General features: G+C 33.4%; 18 protein-coding genes. 15 read left to right on the top strand and 3 right to left on the bottom strand.

What is annotated here, in order from left to right:
- Nucleotides 1-59: 59 nt before the first annotated feature.
- Nucleotides 60-1,202, top strand: a complete 1,143-nt coding sequence (locus tag N4A68_02590) for a YibE/F family protein (protein ID MCT4563205.1) — start codon at nucleotides 60-62, stop codon at nucleotides 1,200-1,202.
- Between the two features lie 223 nt (nucleotides 1,203-1,425).
- Here N4A68_02590 and N4A68_02595 read toward each other — a convergent pair whose 3' ends face one another.
- Nucleotides 1,426-3,468 carry a 5'-nucleotidase C-terminal domain-containing protein gene (locus tag N4A68_02595; GenBank protein MCT4563206.1) on the bottom strand — a complete coding sequence of 681 codons (2,043 nt, stop codon included), beginning with the start codon at nucleotides 3,466-3,468 and terminating at the stop codon, nucleotides 1,426-1,428.
- 528 nt (nucleotides 3,469-3,996) lie between these two features.
- Between N4A68_02595 and gap the strand changes: the two genes are divergently transcribed.
- The gene (gap, locus tag N4A68_02600) at nucleotides 3,997-5,004 is read left to right on the top strand and encodes a type I glyceraldehyde-3-phosphate dehydrogenase (protein ID MCT4563207.1); all 1,008 of its coding nucleotides are present in this window, start codon (nucleotides 3,997-3,999) and stop codon (nucleotides 5,002-5,004) included.
- 144 nt (nucleotides 5,005-5,148) lie between these two features.
- Here gap and N4A68_02605 read toward each other — a convergent pair whose 3' ends face one another.
- Nucleotides 5,149-7,347 (bottom strand): EAL domain-containing protein, encoded by a 2,199-nt coding sequence (locus N4A68_02605; GenBank protein MCT4563208.1) that lies wholly within the window; start codon nucleotides 7,345-7,347, stop codon nucleotides 5,149-5,151.
- Nucleotides 7,348-7,804: 457 nt separating this feature from the next.
- Between N4A68_02605 and scfB the strand changes: the two genes are divergently transcribed.
- The 7 genes from scfB (at nucleotide 7,805) to N4A68_02640 (ending at nucleotide 15,452) form a co-directional block, all read left to right on the top strand.
- A complete protein-coding gene (scfB, locus tag N4A68_02610) occupies nucleotides 7,805-9,169 on the top strand; it encodes a thioether cross-link-forming SCIFF peptide maturase (GenBank protein ID MCT4563209.1) in 1,365 nt (454 codons plus the stop codon).
- Between the two features lie 129 nt (nucleotides 9,170-9,298).
- The gene (locus N4A68_02615) at nucleotides 9,299-9,667 is read left to right on the top strand and encodes a NifB/NifX family molybdenum-iron cluster-binding protein (protein ID MCT4563210.1); all 369 of its coding nucleotides are present in this window, start codon (nucleotides 9,299-9,301) and stop codon (nucleotides 9,665-9,667) included.
- A gap of 113 nt (nucleotides 9,668-9,780) precedes the next feature.
- The gene (locus tag N4A68_02620; GenBank protein MCT4563211.1) at nucleotides 9,781-10,155 is read left to right on the top strand and encodes a NifB/NifX family molybdenum-iron cluster-binding protein; all 375 of its coding nucleotides are present in this window, start codon (nucleotides 9,781-9,783) and stop codon (nucleotides 10,153-10,155) included.
- Nucleotides 10,156-10,179: 24 nt separating this feature from the next.
- Entirely contained in the window at nucleotides 10,180-11,031 is an 852-nt protein-coding gene (locus N4A68_02625; protein MCT4563212.1) for an ATP-binding protein, read from the top strand.
- A 105-nt stretch (nucleotides 11,032-11,136) separates the two neighbouring features.
- Complete coding sequence (locus tag N4A68_02630) at nucleotides 11,137-12,000, top strand: ATP-binding protein (protein ID MCT4563213.1); 864 nt, start codon at nucleotides 11,137-11,139, stop codon at nucleotides 11,998-12,000.
- Between the two features lie 552 nt (nucleotides 12,001-12,552).
- On the top strand, nucleotides 12,553-13,857 hold the full coding sequence (locus N4A68_02635) for an amidohydrolase (protein ID MCT4563214.1): 1,305 nt from the start codon (nucleotides 12,553-12,555) through the stop codon (nucleotides 13,855-13,857).
- Between the two features lie 20 nt (nucleotides 13,858-13,877).
- On the top strand, nucleotides 13,878-15,452 hold the full coding sequence (locus N4A68_02640) for an AbgT family transporter (GenBank protein ID MCT4563215.1): 1,575 nt from the start codon (nucleotides 13,878-13,880) through the stop codon (nucleotides 15,450-15,452).
- 129 nt (nucleotides 15,453-15,581) lie between these two features.
- Here the strand turns inward: N4A68_02640 and N4A68_02645 are convergent, their stop codons facing one another.
- Nucleotides 15,582-16,256: a TetR/AcrR family transcriptional regulator gene (locus tag N4A68_02645; GenBank protein ID MCT4563216.1), complete on the bottom strand. Its 675-nt coding sequence runs from the start codon at nucleotides 16,254-16,256 to the stop codon at nucleotides 15,582-15,584.
- A gap of 151 nt (nucleotides 16,257-16,407) precedes the next feature.
- Here N4A68_02645 and N4A68_02650 point away from each other — a divergent pair, with 151 nt between their 5' ends.
- From N4A68_02650 to speE, 6 genes are all read left to right on the top strand, one after another.
- Nucleotides 16,408-17,913 carry an AbgT family transporter gene (locus N4A68_02650; protein MCT4563217.1) on the top strand — a complete coding sequence of 502 codons (1,506 nt, stop codon included), beginning with the start codon at nucleotides 16,408-16,410 and terminating at the stop codon, nucleotides 17,911-17,913.
- Between the two features lie 645 nt (nucleotides 17,914-18,558).
- Nucleotides 18,559-18,972 carry a DUF3842 family protein gene (locus N4A68_02655; GenBank protein MCT4563218.1) on the top strand — a complete coding sequence of 138 codons (414 nt, stop codon included), beginning with the start codon at nucleotides 18,559-18,561 and terminating at the stop codon, nucleotides 18,970-18,972.
- 13 nt (nucleotides 18,973-18,985) lie between these two features.
- Nucleotides 18,986-19,174, top strand: a complete 189-nt coding sequence (locus N4A68_02660; GenBank protein ID MCT4563219.1) for a CooT family nickel-binding protein — start codon at nucleotides 18,986-18,988, stop codon at nucleotides 19,172-19,174.
- 283 nt (nucleotides 19,175-19,457) lie between these two features.
- Nucleotides 19,458-21,443, top strand: coding sequence for an FAD-dependent oxidoreductase (locus tag N4A68_02665; protein MCT4563220.1), 1,986 nt, complete (start codon nucleotides 19,458-19,460; stop codon nucleotides 21,441-21,443).
- Between the two features lie 141 nt (nucleotides 21,444-21,584).
- The gene (locus N4A68_02670) at nucleotides 21,585-22,184 is read left to right on the top strand and encodes a TetR/AcrR family transcriptional regulator (protein MCT4563221.1); all 600 of its coding nucleotides are present in this window, start codon (nucleotides 21,585-21,587) and stop codon (nucleotides 22,182-22,184) included.
- Between the two features lie 436 nt (nucleotides 22,185-22,620).
- A complete protein-coding gene (gene speE, locus N4A68_02675) occupies nucleotides 22,621-23,472 on the top strand; it encodes a polyamine aminopropyltransferase (protein ID MCT4563222.1) in 852 nt (283 codons plus the stop codon).

Genomic DNA, 23,472 nt, shown 5'->3' on the forward strand with positions numbered 1-23,472 from the left:
ATGAGTTGAAATGGTATACTGTATATAGCTAAAAAAGTATAGAAATGGAAGGAGATAAAATGAAGAGGTATTATAAGCTTATTATTTTTATGATTATGTGTGTAATTATAATTTATTTTTCTCCAATGCTAAAGATGAGTATTACTCAGCCAAATTATTTTGAGCAGGATTTTGAAGAAGCAGAGGTATTAAAAATTATGGATGAAGAGCTGGAGGAGGACCCTGTTTTGGCAGGAAGGTATATGGGGACCCAAAGGATCAAAGTTAAGATTCTTTCAGGTAAATATGAGGATAAAATATTTGAGATAGTTAATCCCCTTAGCAGTTCTCATAATGTCTTAGCTAAAGAAGGTATGATTTTAATTACCTGTGTAAGGGAGAAAAATGGAGAAGTTATTCCATGGGTATATAATTATAAAAGAGATAAAACGTTATACATATTGTTGGCAGCATTTTTCCTACTTATAATAATATTTGGTGGCATTAAGGGTATCAATTCTATTATTTCACTGATATTTACGGGAATAATGATAGTGTTTGTAATGCTTCCCTTAATCTTTCAGGGTAAAAATCCTATTTGGGTGGCTATATTGACCACATCAATTACAACCATTGTTACATTTATATTGATAGGAGGACTTAGCTATAAATCCCTAGCAGCAATCCTTGGAACTATAGCAGGAGTGACAATAGCTGGTTTGATTTCCTATACGGCAGGAGAAGTGGTACATTTATCAGGTATTACTATGGAGAAGGGACAGCAATTATTATATGTGGCAAAGGATTATAGGATTCAGATTAGGGGATTGATGTTTACAGCCATATTAATTGCCTCATTAGGTGCAATTATGGATGTTGCCATGTCTATCTCATCCGCAACCTTTGAGCTTTATAAAACCGATCCAAAACGCAGTAAAGGAGAACTCTTTAAATCTGCTATGAATATAGGGAAGGATATAATGGGAACGATGTCCAATACATTGATTCTTGCCTTTGTAGGAAGCTCATTAAATACCATAATGTTGATATGGGGTTTTCAAATGAAGCATAAACAATTTATGAATATACCATCAATTGGAACTGAGGTTATACAGGGATTGGCAGGGAGTATAGGAATAATATTGACTGTGCCAATAACAGCAGCCATGGCAGTAGCATTGCTAAAAAAAGAAAAAATGGTTTCAAAAAATATAAGCAGATAGGCTACATTTCCCCTATCTGCCTCAGATTGTTGACAAAGTCAACAAGATGTCAGGCAGTTGAGAAATTTGAAGTTCGAGGCGTGCTGAAACCCAGAGGCCGTAGCGTATACAGACATACGTAAGGGTTCTGGGTTGAAGCAACAACGAAGAAATTCGGATTTGTCAACAGCTTGAAGCAGATAGGGTACATTTCCCCTATCTGCTTTTAAAAATGTGGATTATATTAATTTGAAGGAACTATCAATTTTTGATTTGGGAAAATTAAGTTAACATTTTTTAGATTATTTAGTTCAGCCAGTTTGTTCAAAGTGGTATTGAATTTTCTAGCTATTTTCCAAAGTACATCTCCGGCTTTAACAATATATGTTGTAGTTTGCTGTACAGGAGCTTTTTCCGGGGTAATCATATCAGTAACTGCTTCACCAGGTACGGCTTCTGGGGTTGGCTTGGTAGGAGCTGCTAATCTACCTTCATCCAATAGCTGGTTATAATTTAATGCTATTACATTTAAAGTTCTTCCATCCTCAGAAGTAGGAATTTTAATCTCGCCATTTCTGACTTTTTCAAATACAATCTCTTGTTTTTCTTTGTCAAAATTGGTTCCAGTTATTTTCCAGTTATTATCTACCTTAGGGGATATTTCTCCTTTTTGTTCTTCCTTAGCATATTTTATTATTAAATCCCTGATTCGACCTGCATCCTGTAATTTTTCATATGAGTCATAATACTTATCTGCATCGTTTACCCATCCATTTTTAGCAAGTGTTCCATATCTGTAGTTATTTACAGCTAATTTATAGATTTTAGCTTCGTCAAGGGGCTTACCTGCAATTAAAATATTCTCAACACGATTGCCTGCTTCCTTAGATATGTTTATATCATAGGTCATGCCAGAGAACATGTCATAATTATAACCACGGATTTCTGGATTGAAGCTTACTGTTACATCTCCATCCTTATATGTATTGTAGTAGCTTGCTGACCATTCCATATATTTTTTAAGATTCTCACCTGTTATGTTGACTCCAACTAAGGTATTTGCATATTTGTAGATAAATGCAACATCCTTATTCTTAAATTCACCTTGGGGTAAATTAGAACCAAAGTTGAAAAGTGCAGCAGAGCTTATTTCAGATTTTGCATAAAACATTTGAACCTCATTTATCAAATCAATTACAGCAGTATCTTCTATTTGTGCAGTCGGCATAGTGGTAATATCAGAACTTCCTGTTATGTAATCCGGTCTTTCAATAAAGTCCTTTGTTATCTTGCCAACAATCTGATTTGCATTGGTAACAGATTCTTTATGTACATATTCAAACTTATCTAATATTTCTTGATTTGCTTCTATTTCCTTGGTTTCTATATTCTCAGTATCCACACTTTCAACTTCCCATTTATCTCCATTTTTAGAAAGTTGTATTTCAGCCTTTGCTAAAGCCCATCCATATTTGCCAGGCTCTATGATCTTTACACCATTAACTTCTTCATTTACCTTAGCATGGGCATGACCTATGAAAAGAGCATCAAATTCAGGACATGTCTGGGCGATATCCTTTGCACCAGTAGATCCATATTGGCCATCCTTGCCTAAGTGGAAAGCTCCAATTAGAACATCATATTTGCCTTCTAGCTCCTTTATAACCTTCTGGGCTTCCTTGAGTGGATCTGTGAAGCTTAGCCCTGCAAAGTGTTCTGGGGCACTGGCCTCCCAAGTAGGCACATGGGGAGGGATTAAGCCAACGATAGCTACACGTATGCCATCCTTTTCTATTATAGTATATGGCTTTACAAATCTAGTACCATCTTCTTTATAAATATTTGCTGCTAATACTGAGTTTTTGAAGGCCTCAATGTTTCGATCAAGAAATGATTTTTCAAAATTGAATTCATGATTACCTAATGTCCACACATCATATTCCATAGCATTCATGGATTCTACCATTGGATGGATTGGCAGGTCATTGAAAAGCTCTGCACTATTATCCTGAACCGTATCACCACAGTCGATAAGAATTGCCTTTGGATTTTTAGCTTTTTCTTGCTTTATTAGGGTTTGTATTTTTGCAAAGCCTGCATCGGAATCTTCACTATCAGTAGCATAATCATGAGGATAAATTCTACCATGTACATCAGTGGTTCCCAGGATGGTTATTGTAGCCTTGTTTGATTCCTCTGCATTAGCTGATACTGGGTTTATCAATAGACCTATAACCAGTACAAGCATCAAAACAACTAGTCCACTTTTTTTGTTAAAAAAATTCATCAAAAGTACCCCCTTATATAATTTTTTTTGTATCAGTTTAATTATATAATTAAACTGACACAGAATAAAGGGAAAAATAGAAAATATAGTAAAGATAGGCTATTATTACAACAATTGTGTATCTGAATGTATGCCACAACATTCTAAACATAGAGATTCAAAATGGTTTCTTTTGGCATCATTGCCCAGCTACACGTCACAAGCATTGGAAAGAATTTTATAGCTTAAAGATTAAGCCACAGCACCTTTGGTAATCATAGGGGCTGTGGTTTTTTCATACAGAAATAGGAATAAAATTTAGGAAATATTCTGTGAATATAATTAAATATTTCTATAATTATCCTAAATATATTAAATCAACAACATTAATCATATGTTTTGCAATTCTATGATGAGATATCAAATTAATTAATATAACATAAATTTCAAAAAAACATTGTAAAGAGTGTAATAAATATGTTATTATACTAAACGGAATAACATAAATACATAAATACGTCATACTAAATATAGCACAGGAGGTATAATATGACCATAAAAGTAGGAATTAATGGATTCGGAAGAATTGGTAAGAATGTACTGAAGGCGTGGTTTGAAGGTAATAGGGAAATAGAAATAGTAGCTATTAATAGTACTAGTGGGCCAGAAAAACATGCCCATATTTTCAAATACGATTCTTTATATGGAGTTTTTGGAGAAAAAGTACAATCGGATAAGGATTCAATCACTATTGGAGAAAAAAGAATTAGATTTACTTCCTTTAGAGACCCTGCTGAAATACCGTGGAAAGAAATGGGGGTTGATATAGTTATTGAGTCAACAGGAATTTTTAAAGATCGAGAAATGGCTTTAAAGCATATTCAAGCTGGTGCTAAAAAAGTAATTATTTCTGCACCTGGGATAAATGAGGATAAAACCATAGTTATGGGAGTAAATGAATATGAATATGATCATGGAAAGCATCATGTTATATCTAATGCTTCATGTACAACAAATTGCTTAGCCCCTGTTATAAAAATATTAAATGATGAGTTTGGAATAGAGAATGGATTAATAACAACCGTTCATGCATATACCTCGGATCAAAGGTTATTGGATTTACCCCATAGGGATAAAAGAAGATCAAGGGCAGCGGCACAATCCATTATACCAACTACAACTGGAGCAGCAAAGGCTATTGCAAAGGTTATTCCGAATATGGAAGGAAAACTAAATGGTATGGCAATGAGAGTACCTACCCCAGTGGTATCCGTTGTAGATTTGGTAGCAAATTTAAATACGAATGTAACCGTAGAAGCTGTAAACTCAAAGTTAAAAGAAGTGTCTGAAACTTACTTAAGGGAAATATTAGGGTATTGTGAAGAACCATTAGTTTCCATAGACTTTAAAAAGGATTCAAGATCTTCAATAGTAGATGCTTTATCTACGATGCAAATAGGAGAAAAAACCATTAAGGTAATCTCATGGTATGATAATGAATGGGGTTATTCAAATAGAATTATAGATTTGGCAGCTTATATTGCTAAATTTATGTAGATGATCAAGGGGTTAAGTAAAAAGTAAGAGTTATGAACTTCCCCATATATTAAGCCCTTCACATACAAAGCTAAATGTTGTGAGGGGCTTATATTGAAAAGATAATTTATATATATATGATTTTTTTGATGCTTGATAAAAGGATTAGATGTTTTTCTGCTTTTTATATGATTTTATTAATATTTTCTCAATTTCTTCAGCCGGTAAAGGCTTACATAACAAATAGCCCTGACCAATAAAAACACTATTTTCCTTCAAATAAAGCTCTTGTTCTGGAGTTTCTATACCTTCGGCAATCACATTAAGTTTTAAATTTTTTCCAATATCAATGATAGTATTAACAATTGCTGCTGTATTCATATCAATCATAATACCATTTATAAAGGATTGATCAATTTTAAGGGTATCTATGGGCAAATGTTGTAGGATACTTAGGGATGAATACCCAGTACCAAAATCATCGATTGACAGCTGAACCCCAATTGTTTTTAGGGTATTTAACACAACAGTTAGTTCTTCTATATTTTGCATAATACTTTCCGTAATTTCTAATTCCAGATATTTTGAATCAATCTTTGTATCTTTTAAAACTTTTTCTATAGTTTCTATGAAGTTATTGTGCTGAAACTGTAGAGCTGAAATATTAACTGCTATATGTATTGAAGGAAAGCCAGCTTCATGCCAGATTTTGTTTTGTCTGCACGCAGTTTTTAAAACCCATTTACCTATATCTATTATAAGCCCAATTTCTTCAGCTAATGGAATAAATTCGTTGGGAGGAATTAATCCAAATTGTGGATGATTCCAGCGAATCAATGCTTCCATACCTAAGATTTCATGTGTATTCAAGTCAAATTGAGGCTGATAATAGAGTATAAATTCATCATTATCCAAGGCTCTTCTTAGCCCATTTTCTAAATCCATTTTTCGAGATATTTTTTCACTTAGCTTTGTATTATAAAACTTAAAACTATTTTTACCACTTTCTTTAGCAGAGTACATGGCCATATCTGCACATTTGATCAGTGATTCTACATCATATCCATCCGTGGGATATAGACTGATTCCAATGCTAGGGGATGTAAAAATCTCATGTCCGTTAACCGTGAAAGGATAAGTAAATTCATCAATTATTCTTTGTGCAATTTTTGATATTTTCTTTTGATTTACATCTTCTAGCAAAATAATAAATTCGTCACCACCTTGACGACAAACATTATCACCTTTACGTACACATTTAGTCAATCTCTTTGCTACAAGCTGCAAAACAATATCTCCAAAGGAATGACCTAATGTGTCATTAATTATTTTAAATCTATCTAAATCAATAAACATAATGGCAATTTTTTGATTTCTATTATCCTTATTATTTAATAATTGCACTAGATAATTATTCAGAAAATATCTATTAGGTAAACCGGTTAATGCATCATGATAGGCCAAATATTTTATTTTTTTTTCCGCTTTTTTGCGATCGGATATATCTTGAACTATCACCAATATTTCTGAATTACTATTATGAGAAATAGCAGCTCCTGCTGCTTCAATATCTATGACCTTTCCATTCACTCTAATTAACTGTTCTTCTATAAATTTCACAGTGCTACCCATATTTACATATTTTACATGATCTTTAGCCATTTTATGATACTTAGGATGAATAAAATCTAATAGGTTTCTACCGATTAGATTTTCGCTATTATCTTCTCCCACCAGCTTTGCAAAGGCAGTATTAGAAAATATGATTATTCCCTTGACATGTACAACAATACCATTAGGTAAAAGTTCTACTAATTTACGATATCGTTCTTCACTTTGTCGCAGTTCATTTTCTATGATAATTCTTTCATTGATTTCTTTTTCTAGCCTTGCATTGCTTTTTTCAAGTTCTTCAGTTCTTTGTCTTATTCTTTGTTCTATTTTATTATAGCTTCTTTTGAGATACTCTTCAGCTTTTTTTAGGTAAGTAATATCTATACATATAGCTTGAAATTCAACAATATTATCATTTTCATTAAATAGGCCTTGAATAGTCCATTTCTGCCAAGCCGTTTTTCCTTTAGAATCCAATACTTGATTTTCATATGTAATGCTAGGATTATCTATATTTATAGATTGTAGTTTACTTATAATATACTTATGGCGTTTTTTGGGGAGTAGATTTATAAATTTAGAACCAATTAGAACTTCTGGTTTTTTCTTGAAGTAATTAGAATAAGCTTTATTTACAAAGGTTAAGGTTGTATCTGGAAGGAATCTACAAATTAGCTCAGCTATATTGTTAATAATAGAATAGTATTGCTGGTCATTAATTTTATCCATATGATTATAAACAGATTTCATCTAACCACCTTCCTAGACTCTCTATATTAACTCTTATTGAATCTCTATAAAGTATGTTTTATATGTGGATTAAATATTATCATTGTTTTAATAACAAAGTTCGACATGGATTTGCAAATACCTTCTTTTTTGGTAATTTCTCTTAAAGCTATTTAGTATGGATTATTTTTCTTAAAATTCTTTGAATGGTATATTTTTATATGATCCTATAATATTGATGGAAAATCTAAAACTTTGCTAGGTTTTTTGTTTATAAAACATTTATAGAGGGCTTAGGGTAAATCTTGATTTATACATATTTTTAAACATTTCATGGATAATCTAGGATAATAGTTATTGACATATGCCAAAAATGGAGTATAATGATAATCGAAAAGGTCATATACCCAAAATATAGTATCTTGAGATTTATTCACCATAATTTTAAAAAGAAATTTTGGAAGGGGTATTTGCTATTATGTCAAATATACATAAATTTAAATATAAGGACGACTATTTTGTACTAGATGTAAACTCTGGGGCGATTCATGTTCTAGATAAAATTGTTTATGATATGATTGATGAAGAAAACTTTAAGAATAAAGAGTATTATATAAATAAATTTGAAACGAAAATAAATAAAGATACTATAGATGAATGTTATGGGGAATTAAAGGAACTTAAGGAAAAAGGACAACTTTATTCTAAAGATATTAATCCAAATATTATTGAAAACTATGAAAACTCACCTAATTATATAAAATCCATTTGTTTAAATATTGCCCATGATTGTAATTTGATTTGCAAATACTGCTTTGCAGATGGTGAGGGCTACGATCAGCAGAAAAAGCTAATGCCCATAGAGGTAGCTAAAAAAAGTATAGATTTTCTAATAGAGAAATCAGGGAATAGGAAGAATGTAGAGGTCGATTTTTTCGGTGGAGAACCTCTTTTAAATATGGACGTTGTAAAAAAGACAGTTAAATATGCTAGAAGTATGGAGAATAAATATAATAAAAGGTTTAGATTTACAATAACTACCAATGCCACACTTCTTAATGAAGAAATCATGGATTATTTGGATAACAATATGATTAACATTGTTTTGAGTATTGATGGAAGAAAGACAGTAAATGACAGTATAAGAGTTACCAAAGGTCATGGTGGAAGCTATGATAGGATTCTTCCTAACATTCAAAAAATGGTTGAGAAAAGACATAAATCTAAAAAGCAATATTATATAAGAGGAACTTTTACAGCTAATAATCTGGATTTTTATGAAGATATAAAACACTTTATTGACCTAGGCTTCAAAGAAATTTCTATTGAACCAGTGGTACTACCCGATGACAATGAATTAGCAATTAAGGAAGAACATTTAGAAGAAATATACAAGCAATATGATAAAATATGCAGCGAATTATCTAAAAGCGATGATGTAATCTTCTACCATTTTAATATGGATATCAATGGGGGGCCCTGCATCTATAAAAGAATTTCTGGGTGTGGAGCTAGCTTTGATTATGTTGCAGTCACTCCAGATGGAGACATATATCCATGTCATCAATTTGTAGGAAATGAAGATTTTCATCTAGGAAATGTATTTGAAGGTGAAGTAAATCAAGGAATAGCTTCTTTATTTAAGGAAGCACATGTATATAATAAGCCTGAATGTAGAAATTGTTGGGCAAGATTTTTTTGTAGTGGAGGATGTCAAGCAAACCATTATAATTTCAATGGAGATTTTAAGGTTCCTTATAAAATAGCATGTGAAATGCAAAAAAAGAGAATTGAATGTGCAATTGCATTGCAATATTATAGGATTCATAATATTGCGAAGTAAAATATAATGTATAGATTTCCTAAAGTTAAACTTAATTTATACATCTCAAAATATCAGATGTTTCTAAGGAGTTTTGATGTGTATAAATTAACTGTTTAACTGGAATATCTATAGGAGGAGAGAAAAATCATGGAAAACAGCTTATCTAAAGAATTAAAAATAGCTTTCCCTACAAATGATGGAGAAAGTGTAGAGGAGCATTTTGGACATTGTAAGAAATTTGCAATATATACTGTTAAGGATAATGGGGTTACATCTAAGGAATATTTGGATGCTCCAAAGCATGAACCAGGAGTATTGCCTAAGTTTTTAGGAGATCATGGGGCTACAACTATCATTACCGGTGGAATGGGACAAATGGCAGTTGGGTTATTTAAAAATCAAGGTATTGATGTTATACTTGGAGCCGTAGGAAGGATCGAAGATAATCTTAATGAGTATCTAGGTGGAGAATTGCATTCAAAGGGTTCTGCCTGTGAACATCATCATCATGAATAAAAATCTAGGCATTAAAAACTAAAGATATTTCAATTGATAAATTAATAATCGGCAAAATACAGGGGCAAATTTTGCCCCTGTAATTATTGGAAGTAAAAGAGGAGGAGTAAAATATGAAAATAGCAGTTTGTTCAAAGAACGAAGGACTAAAGGCATTGGTCGATGAAAGATTTGGGAGATCGGATAAATTTGTAATATGGGATATGGAAACAAAGGATGTAGAAACAATTGAAAATAGTGCTAAGAATGAAGGCCATGGAGCTGGTGGACAAGCAGTCAGAAGTCTATATAAACATGGAGTTGAAGCCGTAATTGTTCCAGAATTGGGACCTAAGGCTAAAGACGCATTAAAGGCATTTGAAATAAAAGCGTATAGTTTAGGAGAAAGTAAAACTGTAGAGGAAGCAATAAAAAAATATGAAAGTGGAGATTTAAAGGAATTAAAGATTGATGTGGAAAATGAACAAGGTGGATTGAGAAGAGCATAATACAATTAAAGAGGAGATAAATATATGAAGATTGTAGTTTTAAGCGGAAAAGGTGGAACTGGGAAGACTACAATATCCACAAATTTAGCTATAAATATGCAAAATGCTGTATTGATAGATACTGATGTGGAAGAACCAAATAGTCATATTTTTTTGAAGCCCCATATAGAAGACACTATTTCAGTTACAAAGGAATATCCAAGGGTGACTGAACAGTGTATATTATGTGGGAAATGTGGGGACTTTTGTAGATATAATGCCATATTACCTGGGAGAAATAAAGTATTGATATTTAAAGAAATGTGCCATGACTGTGGAGGCTGCCAGCTAGTATGTCCTACCAATGCAATAGAATATATAAGTAGGGGAATAGGAAATATATACTCTGGAGCTTCTGAATATGGTGTCAATATGAAATATGGAGATTTAGATGTTGGGGAAGTATCGGGAGTAAAGATAATTGAAAAGCTAAAGGAATTAGTTAAAGATGAAGAAATGGTTATCATCGATGCTCCACCTGGAACATCATGTTCAACTGTCGCTGCTGCCACGGATGCAGACTATGCAATAATAGTATCTGAACCCACACCATTCGGTGTAAGCGATATGAAGATGGTGGTTGAAATGCTAAGAAATATGAATATTCCCTTTGGGGTGGTAGTTAATAAAGTAGGACTGGGAGATGAAGAAATTTATAGATATTGTGACGAGGAGAACATAGAAATATTGCAGGAGATACCCTTTGATAGAGAAATAGCTAAATTATATGCTTCCGGGAATATTTTAAGTAACGAGCTTCAATCATATAAAGAAAAATTTGAAGCTATTTTAAAGAAGATAAAGTATAGAAATCGCAATAAATCTTTTATATTTTGATTCCTTGAAAAGCATTGAAGCTTTGGCTATTCAAAAAATCAAAATATGGATTTATAAGTGCGTTCCATATAATATATTCTTTTTTAGGAAAGGAAAAGTTTGAATATGAATATAAATGAAATCGTAGTCATATCGGGTAAAGGTGGTACAGGAAAGACGACTTTGGTTTCTTCAATGATACCTTTTCTTAGGGACTTGGTCATTGCAGATTGTGATGTTGATGCTCCGGACCTTAATATTCTATTTGGTGATGATATAAAAGCAGAAAAAGATTTTGTAGGCTTACAAAGAGCAGTAATCAACAAGGATATCTGTATTGCTTGTGGGGAATGTCATAAAAAATGTAAGTTTAATGCCATAGATGAAGACATCATAGTAGATACTATTAAGTGTGAAGGCTGTGGAGTATGTGAATATGTCTGTCCCGTAAATGCAATAGATATGAAGGATTCCGTTGTGGGAAAAATATTTGTATCTAATACACAATATGGGGATATGGTGCATGCCAGACTAATTCCCGGAGAAGAGACCTCAGGTAAACTTGTTGCGGAGGTTAGAAAAAAAGCTAAAAAAATTGCTGAAGAAAAGAACATGAAAAATATTATTATAGATGGTTCGCCGGGAATAGCATGTAATGTAATATCTTCCTTAACAGGAGTAAATCAAGTGATTATCGTTATAGAGCCAACTTTATCTGGCCTTCATGATCTAAGGAAGGTACACGAAATGGTAAAGCGATTCAGACTGAAGGAGTATATTGTAATAAATAAATATGATATATCTGAGGATGAATTAAAGGGGATTGAAGACTATTGCAATGAAGAGAATTTAGAAGTTATTTTAAAGATACCATTCAATAAAAAGCTCGTTGAAGCCATTACAAAAAAAACAGTACCATCTTTATATGTAAGTGGGTTTTTTGAGAATATTGGATTTGATAAATTTCTAAATATACTGAATATTAATTAAAGTTTTTATTTAAATCCCTATAAATACGAGATTAAAATAAAATTTGAAACTGAAGTGTAACCCTTAGGTTATATTTCAGTTTTTTTATTGTTTAGGAACCCAAACATTTTTGTAAGAAATTGCATATCTGAAACAGAGTAAAATAAAGTGTAACTTTTGATAACAGTTTTTATGTATTTTGTATCTGAAATGGATTCTCTTTAGGATTTATATCAGAAGAATTTTTGGGTAAGTTTATGGTGCCAAAAGTTTTTTATTCAGTATAAATTAATTATTAATCTGGGATTTATATGGCTATCCATTTAGTTTAAAAATTAACTAAATGGATAGCTTTTTTATGAAAATTGCAAAATTACACTTCGAAAATCCACAGAAAATGTCGAAAAACATATTCTAAACGTGTTTGAAAAGAAAAATAAATCACGCTATATATGAGTAGTATCAAAGGTTTTAGAAAATATACTTTTTCAACTCGTTGAAAAAAACGAAAATACTGACAATTGACTAAAAATGAAGTAAAGTATTAGTTAAGGATACAAGGAGGGAGAACAAATGACATTATATTCTAAAGAACTAGAACAAAAATTAATTGAGTCCAGAAGGGATTTTCATAAATATGCTGAAGTGAAATGGACAGAATTTAGAACATCTAGTAAGGTTGCACAGAGACTTCAAGAATTGGGTATGGAAGTAAAAATGGGACTTGATATCGCTGAAAAGGGATTTCAATTTAGTTACCCATCACAGGAAGATATTGAAAAAGAGATTCAACGAGCTATTAGCCAAGGGGCTAAAAAGGAGCTTGTTGAGCAAATGCATGGTATAACCGGGGTTGTAGGTATTATAGATACAAAAAAAGAAGGACCTACTATAGCATTTAGATTTGATATGGATGCATTGCCAAATTTCGAGTCTGATGAAGGCAAACATTTTCCTAAAGTAAATGGATTTAGATCAGTTAATGAAGGATATTGTCATGCCTGTGGACATGATGGACATACTGCCATAGGTCTTGGGGTAGCAGAAGTATTGATGTCAATAAAGGATACGTTAACAGGTAAGATAAAACTGATTTTTCAACCGGCTGAGGAAGGCGGAGGTGGTGCCAGGGGTATCGTAGAAAAAGGTTTATTAGACGATGTGGACTATTTCTTTGCTGGTCATGTAGGATTAACTAAACTGGACGGTCTTCCATTAAAATCAAAGGGTATTATCTGTGGGGTAAAGGATTTCCTAGATATTAGAAGATATAATATCACATATATAGGAAAAGCTGCACATCCTTGTGGAGATCCCCATGTGGGCAAAAATGCTTTGCTTGCTGCTAGTGCAGCTTCCCTCAATATCCATGCCATTGCACCCCATAGTCAAGGCATGATGCGTGTAAATGTAGGGGTTTTAAAAGCAGGGGTGTCAAGAAATACCATCGCTCCAAATGCCTATTTAGAGGTTGAAGTAAGGGGTGAGAATGACACGGTTGCCGATTATGGTGAAGATAAAATGCTATCCATCATAAAAGGAGCGGCTTCCCTTTATCAATTAGAGTGTGATATACATCATGTGGGTAGTACGCCTTCTGCTGAAAGCGATGATGAAGCTATAGAATTAGTGATGAATTGTGCCAAAGAAATACCTTGGTTTGAAGAATTTGAACCCGTTGGAAGTGTAGGGGGAACAGATGATGCATCGGATATGATTAGAAGAGTGCAAGCAAATGGAGGAATAGGTACTTATATAGGTTTAGGAGCAGATTTTGCAGCTGGATTTCACCAGAGTTCATTTGATTTTGATGAGTCTGTTATGCTGCCATCGGTGGAGCTTTTTGTAAAACTGATACAGCAGCTTCAGAATAAATAATAAATAAAAAGGAGGATTTTATGTCTAAAGTAGCTGTTAGTAAAAAGAGATCACGCTTTGACAGATTTATTGATGGTGTAGAGAAAGTAGGTAATAAGTTACCACACCCGTTCTGGTTATTTGTTTCTTTGTCAATCATTATAATGGTATTATCTTTTGTTATGTCTAAAGCAGGTGTTGAGGTAACATACTTAAAAGCTTCTAAAATCGCTACTGAAGCTCCAACTCAAGTAACGGTTGCAGTTAACAATCTATTAAGTAAAGCAAACATTCAAAGTTTATTTACTAATTTTACTGGCACTTATTCTGGTTTTGCACCTTTGGGCCTTGTAATGATCATGATGCTTGGTGTAGGTATGCTAGAACAAACAGGCATGCTGTCAGCGCTAATCAGAAAGACCATATTAGGAGCCCCAGCGTCAATGTTAATTCTGGTTATTGCATTGGTAGGGGTTAATGCAAACTTAGCCTCAGATGCAGGTGTAATTGTTGTTCCAGCCGTAGCGGGAGCAGTCTTTAAATCCCTAGGGATTAATCCTTGGATAGGGGTTATATCAGGCTATGTTGCTGCAAATGGTGGTTTTAGTGCGAATGTCTTTATTGCGGGAACGGATGCTCTTTTAGCAGGTATAACTGAATCTGTAACAACGGGCTTGGGAATTGATGCACCGGTTCATCCAATGATGAACTACTATTTCATGGCAGCATCATGTCTAATAATAGTAGGATCAACGGTTCTAGTAACAAAGTATTATACAGCTAAAAAGCTTGGGGGAACACAAATAACCCTTGATGATAGTCAATTAGAAGAACACAAGGTTACAGAAGAAGAGAAAAAAGGTTTAAAATATGCGGGTATTGCAGCGATTGCTTTTATATTAGTTATATTAGCTTTAACGTTACCGCAGAATGCATTGTTTAGAAATGCTGATGGAGGATTACTACCGAAATCTCCTCTACTAAGCAGTATTGTCAGTATATTATTCTTTTTCTTCTTTACTCTAGCAATGGCTTATGGAAAAGGCTCTGGTAGTATAAAATCTATGGATGATGTACCAAAGTATATGAAGGAAGGGGTTTCTAATGCATTAGGATTTATGGTTATAGCCCTTCCAGCGTCCATCTTTATTAGTTTATTTAGTGCAAGTAAAATTTCTACAATAATAGGTGTTTTAGGTGGAGAAGTACTAAATTCCCTTAGTATTTCAGGATATCCTTTATTAGTTGGATTTGTTCTAATTTGTACTCTTATGAACCTATTCATTACAAGTGGTTCAGCAAAATGGTTGATAATATCACCGGTATTTGTACCAATGTTTGCTAGACTAGGATTTTCTCCTGCATTAACTCAAGCTACCTATAGAATTGCAGATACCTGTACAAATATTATCTCTCCAATAGATTATTATGTACCAGTTATCATGGGATTATTGGCAATGTACAATACGGACCCAGATAGAAAAGTTGGATTAGGAACAGTTATATCTCTTTGTTTACCATATAGTATAGCTTATATGATTGGATTATTAGCATTACTATTTGTTTGGTATATGTTAGGTATAAACCTTGGACCAGGAGTATCTATGTTTATGTAATATAATAACAATTACTTCTGTTTTGATCAACTAAAAAGGGGCTGGCTCAAAGGATCATTTCTTGAGTTCAGCCCCTTATAATTGGGTTTTTAAATTATAGGAACTCCAGTAAAAACCTTAATTTAAACCCTATATATCTGGACAGTTTAATATACCTATAGGAGTTTTATAGCACTGAATAAAGAGTCTAAGGTATTCATTATATCTGTTTTCAATGTCGGACAGTTCCTTTACATCAGTTGTTGTTAAGGATTTTTTTATGAGAGTATAAAAAATACTATCCATAAGCTCTATGATTTTATCACGGCTTTTGGCCTTTATATGTCCGTGGGAAATACATAGTTCCAAAGTAGGTACGGATGTAATACCATTTTTTCTTATTATTGGAAAAGTAGAGTATTCTCTTATATGACCATCAGGATAAATCTCATAATAAATCTTTAAAACTTCATCAAGTTCTATAGCATCATTTAATATTAATGCTTGAAATTGCTGTGGATACTTGATAACAAATTTTATGAATGTATCAAATGTTTTAAGAAATAAATCGATACTGTTAACATAGTTTTGTCTGATATGCCAAAGCTCTTTGAAAAATTGACTTAGATATTTAAGTGCTACAAAGGTCAATAGGGTATCAAAATTAGAAAAATAATAATAGATTGTTGAACTATTGTAGTTTGTTTTCGATGCCAAATTTCGCACAGTTATAGCATTGAATCCCTCTTCCTGTGCCATTTGAAAAGCGGTGTCAATAAATTGCCGCATCATATTAATTCTTTTTGTATTTTGTTTTTCACCCAATATTATCACCTACAAATTTATTTAAACAATTTAATTATATTATATATTATGTTATTATTCTATATATATAAGGCATTAAATTTTGAAAATATAAAAATAATAATATTATTAAACCTAGGGTATTTAAAACATTTTTATAAAGGAGGGTATAATGAAAAATTTTAAGATTGATTATAAAGAACTGACAAAAAAATTAGAAACAGTAGGCAATAAAATACCCCATCCCTTCTGGTTGTTTACCATATTGACACTAGTAACTTTTATGTTGTCTTTTATATTATCGGGTAAGGAAACTTATTTTATTGATAATTCTAATGTTATAAATACACAAATAACAAATTTAATGGATGCAAAATATTTTATGAGTCTGATTGGCAACCTAGATGAAGTATTTATGTACTTTAAGCCATTGTCAGTTGTTATATTGATTCTTATGGGGATAAGTGTTTTTCAGGGTTCTGGAGCCATATCTGCTATTATAAGAGGTGCATCCACAAGAATCCCTATCAAGTTTATGATTGTTTTTGCAGCATTTATAGGAGTAAATAGTAATATCGCATCGGATGTAGGTGTCATAGTGATTCCAACATTATTTGCAGCACTTTTCCAATCCTTGAACTTTAATCCTTGGGTGGGTATTATTGTTGGTTATGCATCAGTTAATGGAGGATTCACCTTAAATATGTTCATAGCAGGAACAGATGTTATACTTTCTGAAATCACTAACTCTGTTCTTAGTGGATTCGGCACAGATCATATTATCAATCCATTTAGCAATTGGTATTTTATGTTTGTTGGTTCCTTTGTAATTATTGTCCTTACTGTAATTGTTACGGAAAAATACACAAAAAGAATTTTATTAGCTCCAGAAAATGATATTAATGTATCATATACTGATAATAATAGATTGAGTAATGGAGAAAAAAGGGGTTTAAAATATTTACTTTATGCCAATATATTATATTTCACAGTACTTTTAGTATTTATTAATTATTATAACAAATCCCAGGGGATCACAGGACTAAATATAGAGCTTTTTATGGATAATATTGTAGGAATTCTTTTCTTCTATTTTACATTTACAGGCTTAGTATTTGGCATGGCCTGTGGAAGTATAAAAAAGATAGACATGGTGCCCGAGGTTCTTGCCAATGGAATCATTGGGGCAAAGACTTTTATAGTAACTGCTTTACCTGCCTCAGTTTTTGTAAAAGTATTGGTAGACAGTAACTTAGGCTCGTGGATGGGAATTGTTGTTTCAGATTTTTTACTAAAAATCCATATGACGCCTCTGATTCTTTTAATATCTTTTATGATTATCGTTGCACTTTTAAATTTAGCAATATCTAGCTCATCGGTGAAATGGCTTTTTATAGCACCTATAGCTATACCCATATTTAATAAGATGAATATTGCACCGGAGCTTGTACAACTGGCCTATAGAATAGGAGATACAGTAACCAATTGTATTTCTCCAACGGATTATTACTTGCCTATTATTATTAGTCTTTTAGATATGTATAAATCAGACAACAATACAAAGGTGGGGATAGGAACAATTATTTTCCTATGTCTTCCCTATACAATTGCTTATTTCATAGGCTTAGCCATTCTATTCGCAATATGGTATATATTTGCACTACCAGTTGGATTCTAGAAGCATAAAAAGCATGATATATTTGAGAAGAAAATCCTTAAAGCTATACAAGCAAATATGCTTATATCTTAAGGAATTCAATCAAGGATGATATTCCCATATTAGGCTTAGCTAAGTAAGAGTTATGGAAATTCATCATACTAATAGACTATCTCAAAAAATTCTATAGGATAATTTAATAGGACATAAAACACCAAATATTGTTAATATATAATATTTGTGTATTGAAGAAACCAGTTAATACTGTTATAATTAACTTGACATTATTAAATTAATATTGTTGACATAAATTAAAAACCTATGGCAGATACCCTTGGGGGTAGCAAAAAATATGTTTTTAAAAGATAATTAGGATTTTGGATTTGACCACGAAGGCTTGACTCTTATGAAGAGAGGATTTTTTTGTGGTCTTTATTATATTAGTTGATTAAATTGCATAATTACTTTTTATAAAAATCATCTATAGGGATTTTAGTATAGACTTTAACTTATACTATGAAAACCCTATATTATACATATAAGAAATTTGTATAATTACAACTGTTGCAAGTGCAGGTGTGTTATGTCATGGTATTATAAGGACTAGGAAATTATTTAATGAAAAACAAATATCTGTTCTCGAAATCGATAAGGTGGTGTACTTCAATGGTAAAAAGAATTGCTATTATAGATGGAAAGGGTGGAGGTATTGGAAAAGTATTAACAGAAAAGATCCGAAGGGCTTATATGGATGATATAGAAATATGGGTTTTTGGTACGAATACGGCTGCAACAACCCTTATGCTAAATGCTGGAGCGGATGATGGTGCTACGGGAGAAAATGCTATTGTTACAAGTATTAATAAGGTGGATTTTGTCATTAGTTCATTGAGTTTAGTAATGCCCAATGCTTTACTGGGGGAGGTAACCCCAAAAATCGCTGAGGCAGTATCTTCATGTTCTCCACCTAAAATATTGCTACCCTTATCTAGAGGGAATATTCATTTGGTGGGGGCAAAACCAGGACCTTTACCCCATCTGGTAGACGAAGTTGTTAGATATTTGAAAGAAGTAATATAGAGGAGGAGAAAATATGTGTGAAGCAGATGTTTATTTAAAAGTAGATGAAAAAAATGAATTGTTTTTAGATAGAGTAGACAAAGTGATTATACGTGAGGATGAAATTTATCTAGAAAACATTTTTGGACAGCGTAGAATTACAAAGGGAAAGATTGTAGAAATGGCTTTAGTTGAGCATAAGATTATTCTGGAGAAAAGTTAACTAGACATATAAAAAAAATAAACAAGTTAGGGTACGAGTAAGATGACATGTTTATTTTTGAATCTTCTCCAGGAGGCTATTGTTTTTTAGTTATTAAGACTACATTTCCATTGTAAATTTGTAATACAGGGGCAGACTTACTTTAAAGTTTAAAGTAAGTCTGCCCCTGTATTTTCATGTAAAGCAAATTGTTATATTGACAGGGGGATGATAGAGGGATATAATTTTAACATAATAGATTCGGCGAATTAGTTATGCAAAATTTGTAGGGGGAGGTATTTTTATGTCTAATGTTTACAAAAAGTTGTTTGAACCAATTTCCATTGGTAAATTAAAGTTGAAAAATCGTACTTCAATGGCACCTATGGGATTGGTAGGTTATTCAGATTCTGCTGGCGGATTCAATGAAGAGGCCCAAGATTATTATATCGAAAGGGCAAAAGGTGGAGTAGGCTTGATTATAACTGGTATCTGTGTAGTTAATCACGATGAGGTTATGGAACAGGGACTGCCATGTCCCACATTAAATCCACTGATTTTCAACATGACTACGGCACCAATGAACGATAGGATACATGCCTATGATTCTAAGATTCTTTTACAGATCACAGGAGGACTTGGACGCTCAGCTATTCCTAATTTTATCAAGAAGGCATATGCTCCTTCGGAAAATACTAACCGCTTTGATCCCACAATTACCCATCGTGAGATGACTAAGGAAGAGATCAAGGGGTTGATCCAGGATTTTGTGAAGAGTGCCGCTGTTGCAAAGCAATCAGGCTTTGATGGTGTGGAAATACACGCAGTTCATGAGGGATATCTTTTGGATCAATTTGCTACTTCCTGTTACAACAAGCGTAGTGATGAATACGGAGGGGATTTGAGGGGGCGTCTGAAAATTACTACGGATATTGTCAAGGGGATAAAAGCAGTATGTGGTGCGGATTTTCCTGTATCCCTACGCTTCAGTGTAAAGAGTTTCATGAAGGGACTTAGGCAGGGGGCACTACCCGGTGAGGAGTTCTCTGAATTTGGAAAGGATTATGAGGAAGGGATTGAATCCGCTAAAATCCTTGTGGAAGCAGGATATGATATGCTGAATGTAGATGCTGGTACATATGATTCGTGGTACTGGAATCATCCTCCTATGTATTTTGAAAAAGGGATGTATCGTGAGTTTGGTCGCAGGGTCAAGGAAGCCGTTGATGTACCAGTAATCCTTGCAGGTCGCATGGATGATCCTGAGATAGCGATGGATGCCTTAAATGGTTGTTGTGATATTGTATCCTATGGACGTCCCCTTCTTGCAGACCCATACCTAGTGGAGAAAATTCAAACAGGACATCTTGAGGATATTCGGCCTTGTTTATCTTGTCATGATGGATGCATGGGACGTATTGCCCACGGATTGCCTCTCTCATGTGCAGTGAATCCTGCCTGTGGACGGGAAGTAAAATACGGACTTTCTCCCGCTACAAAAAAGAAAAATGTTCTCATAGTAGGAGGCGGTTTAGCTGGCTTGGAAAGTGCCCGTGTTTGTGGGGTGCGTGGTCATGATGTAACATTGGTAGAAGCATCGGATAAACTTGGTGGGAATATTATTCCTGGGAGTGTGCCGGATTTTAAGGAAGACGATCGTAGACTCATTAAGTGGTATGAAACACAGCTGCGTAAGCTGGGAGTTGAAATAAGGATGAATACAAGGGTAGATGGAGATTTTGTAAAGAACTTTGATGCCCATGCTGTAATCACCGCTACGGGTTCAAAACCCATTATGCTAAACCTCGGAGATGAAAACCATATTGTGTCAGCCGTTGATGTTCTTATGGGCAAGGAAACTGTGGGAGAAAAAATCGTTGTTGTAGGTGGGGGATTGGTTGGTTGTGAGACTGCTTTGTGGTTAGCCCAGCGGGGAAAGCAAGTATCAGTTGTCGAGATGATGCCGGATATTCTAGGGGGCCCACATGGAATGCCCTTCATGAACTACGACATGCTCAAGGATTTATTAGTAGACAATAAGGTGGATATATACCGCAGTACAAAGGTAACAGATGTAAATGGAAAATATGTTTTCGTTAAAAATGCCAATGATAAACAGAAGATAGAAGCAGATACTGTTATCATCGCAATAGGCTTCACCAGTGAAACCAACTTGCAGAAAGAACTCAGAGACTTTGATGTACCTGTTTACAACATAGGAGATTCACGTAATGTAAGAAATATTATGTATGCAATATGGGATGCCTATGAGGTAGCAAGATCCATTTAATACCATAGAGTAATATGATAAATTGTCTACCGAATTCTTTGAATTAGTTCACAGGATTCGGTAGTTTTCTATTAGGACTATTTTATTTTTATGATATAATCTAAATAATATTTTGCAAAAAATTATGAAAAGAGGACAGAAATGGAGCATATGACAAGTCGGCAGTTGCAGGCCATAAGAACCAAGAAAAAGCTATTGGATGTTTCAATGGAAATGATTCAAAAGCATGGATATGATTCTGTTACAATTAATCAGATATGTGAGGCAGCAGGTGTTTCAATAGGTGCCTTTTATCATCATTTAAAAAGTAAAGCTGGAATTATTATTGAAGGATATTCCATCTGTGATGAATATTTTGAGAATGAAGTATATGGGAAATTGTCTGGAGATACTTTTTTTGAAAAGATTATTGAATATATCGGGTATCAGTCACAGTATGCTATTATGTTGGGAGTAGACCTTATAATTCAGATTTATAGGGCACAAATAACAGAAGGAACTGAGTTTTTTTTCTCCGATGAAAGGGGGCTGCCAAAGGGACTGGCTTCCCTTGTGCAAAGGGCTCAGGAAAATGGAGAACTGACAAAGGCTGTCTCGTATCAGCAGATCAGTATGGAAGTACTTGTCGTTTCCCGAGGAATCATTTATAACTGGTGTCAAAATAAAGGAAAGTATGATTTGATTCCTAAAGCAGAAGCCATGATAAGAAATTATCTTTATGTCTATCAAATGAATAAATAGCTGTAGCTATTGAAAGTTAAGGTTTTGACTGGAATGTAAATGCAATATGATTAATTCCTCTACCAAAGCCCGTAATTTTATTGATCTGGCATCTAGCTAAAAACTAGGTGCTTTATTATATTGTGAAGGTCAAAGATCTTTTTTACTCTCAAATAGGTAAATTTTATATACGAAACATATAAATTTAATATCACATAAAAATAAGTCCTATAGGAAAAAATAGTGTTTGAGGAAATTGCATAACTCTTACTTGACAGAATTGCATAATATATATGTTATGGTTCTTAAGGTTTTTTAACTATATATAGTAGATAGTTTTTGCAGAAGGTAATTATGCAATTTGCTCATTTAGTAAAAGGAAGAAAAATCCTTTTGGCATATTTATTTATGGTATCAATTCACAAAAAAACTTAAATATATCGAGGGAGGAATAATAATGGAGCTTTGGTATACACAGCCCCAGACCGATAATGTGAGATTTTCAATTAAAGTAAAGAAAGAATTGTTTAGTGGCAAAAGTCCTTATCAGCAAATCAATATATTTGATAGCAATGAAATGGGAAGATTCCTAATTATTGATGGAATTGTCATGTTGACATCAAAGGATGAATTTATATATCATGATATGATTGTTCATGTTCCAATGGCAACAAACCCCGATGTGAAAAAAGTACTTGTAATTGGTGGGGGGGATGGAGGTACGGTTAGAGAGTTAACTAGATATCCAGGAATAGAGAAAATAGATATGGTGGAGATTGACCAGATGGTTGTAGAGGCATGTCAAAAATATCTTCCCCTTACATCCAGCAAGCTAGAGGATAAAAAAGTGCAACTGCACTTTGAAGATGGTATAGAATTTGTAAGAAGATCTAAGGAAAAATATGATTTGATTATTGTGGATTCCACAGATCCAATAGGACCAGGGGAAGGGCTATTCACCATGGAATTTTATACATGCTGTTTCAATTTACTAGGTGAAGATGGTATATTGGTTAATCAATGTGAAAGCCCATTTTATGAGAAAAATGCCAAAGAGATGAGAAAAGCTGTAAAGAAAATCAAATCCCTATTTCCAATTAGTAGGGTATATCAATATAATATGCCAACCTATCCATCGGGACATTGGCTCTTTGGATTTGCATCAAAAAAATTTGATCCAATAAAGGATTTTAAACCAAAGAAATGGGAAGATCTTGGTTTGGAAACAAAATATTATAATACCCATGTACATATGGGTTCGTTCATGCTACCAACCTATGTAAAGAAAATGGTTGATAATCCGGAGTGA

Origin of the sequence: Maledivibacter sp., assembly GCA_025210375.1 — a bacterium.
GTDB lineage: Bacteria > Bacillota > Clostridia > Peptostreptococcales > Caminicellaceae > JAOASB01.

Coding starts and splice junctions, on each gene's coding strand:
- N4A68_02670 (MCT4563221.1), top strand. CDS start 21,585: ATGGAGCATATGACAAGTCGGCAGTTGCAGGCCATAAGAACCAAGAAA.
- N4A68_02640 (MCT4563215.1), top strand. CDS start 13,878: ATGTCTAAAGTAGCTGTTAGTAAAAAGAGATCACGCTTTGACAGATTT.
- N4A68_02625 (MCT4563212.1), top strand. CDS start 10,180: ATGAAGATTGTAGTTTTAAGCGGAAAAGGTGGAACTGGGAAGACTACA.
- N4A68_02605 (MCT4563208.1), bottom strand. CDS start 7,347: ATGAAATCTGTTTATAATCATATGGATAAAATTAATGACCAGCAATAC.
- N4A68_02650 (MCT4563217.1), top strand. CDS start 16,408: ATGAAAAATTTTAAGATTGATTATAAAGAACTGACAAAAAAATTAGAA.
- N4A68_02590 (MCT4563205.1), top strand. CDS start 60: ATGAAGAGGTATTATAAGCTTATTATTTTTATGATTATGTGTGTAATT.
- N4A68_02615 (MCT4563210.1), top strand. CDS start 9,299: ATGGAAAACAGCTTATCTAAAGAATTAAAAATAGCTTTCCCTACAAAT.
- N4A68_02595 (MCT4563206.1), bottom strand. CDS start 3,468: ATGAATTTTTTTAACAAAAAAAGTGGACTAGTTGTTTTGATGCTTGTA.
- speE (MCT4563222.1), top strand. CDS start 22,621: ATGGAGCTTTGGTATACACAGCCCCAGACCGATAATGTGAGATTTTCA.
- N4A68_02620 (MCT4563211.1), top strand. CDS start 9,781: ATGAAAATAGCAGTTTGTTCAAAGAACGAAGGACTAAAGGCATTGGTC.
- N4A68_02635 (MCT4563214.1), top strand. CDS start 12,553: ATGACATTATATTCTAAAGAACTAGAACAAAAATTAATTGAGTCCAGA.
- gap (MCT4563207.1), top strand. CDS start 3,997: ATGACCATAAAAGTAGGAATTAATGGATTCGGAAGAATTGGTAAGAAT.
- scfB (MCT4563209.1), top strand. CDS start 7,805: ATGTCAAATATACATAAATTTAAATATAAGGACGACTATTTTGTACTA.
- N4A68_02660 (MCT4563219.1), top strand. CDS start 18,986: ATGTGTGAAGCAGATGTTTATTTAAAAGTAGATGAAAAAAATGAATTG.
- N4A68_02665 (MCT4563220.1), top strand. CDS start 19,458: ATGTCTAATGTTTACAAAAAGTTGTTTGAACCAATTTCCATTGGTAAA.
- N4A68_02655 (MCT4563218.1), top strand. CDS start 18,559: ATGGTAAAAAGAATTGCTATTATAGATGGAAAGGGTGGAGGTATTGGA.
- N4A68_02630 (MCT4563213.1), top strand. CDS start 11,137: ATGAATATAAATGAAATCGTAGTCATATCGGGTAAAGGTGGTACAGGA.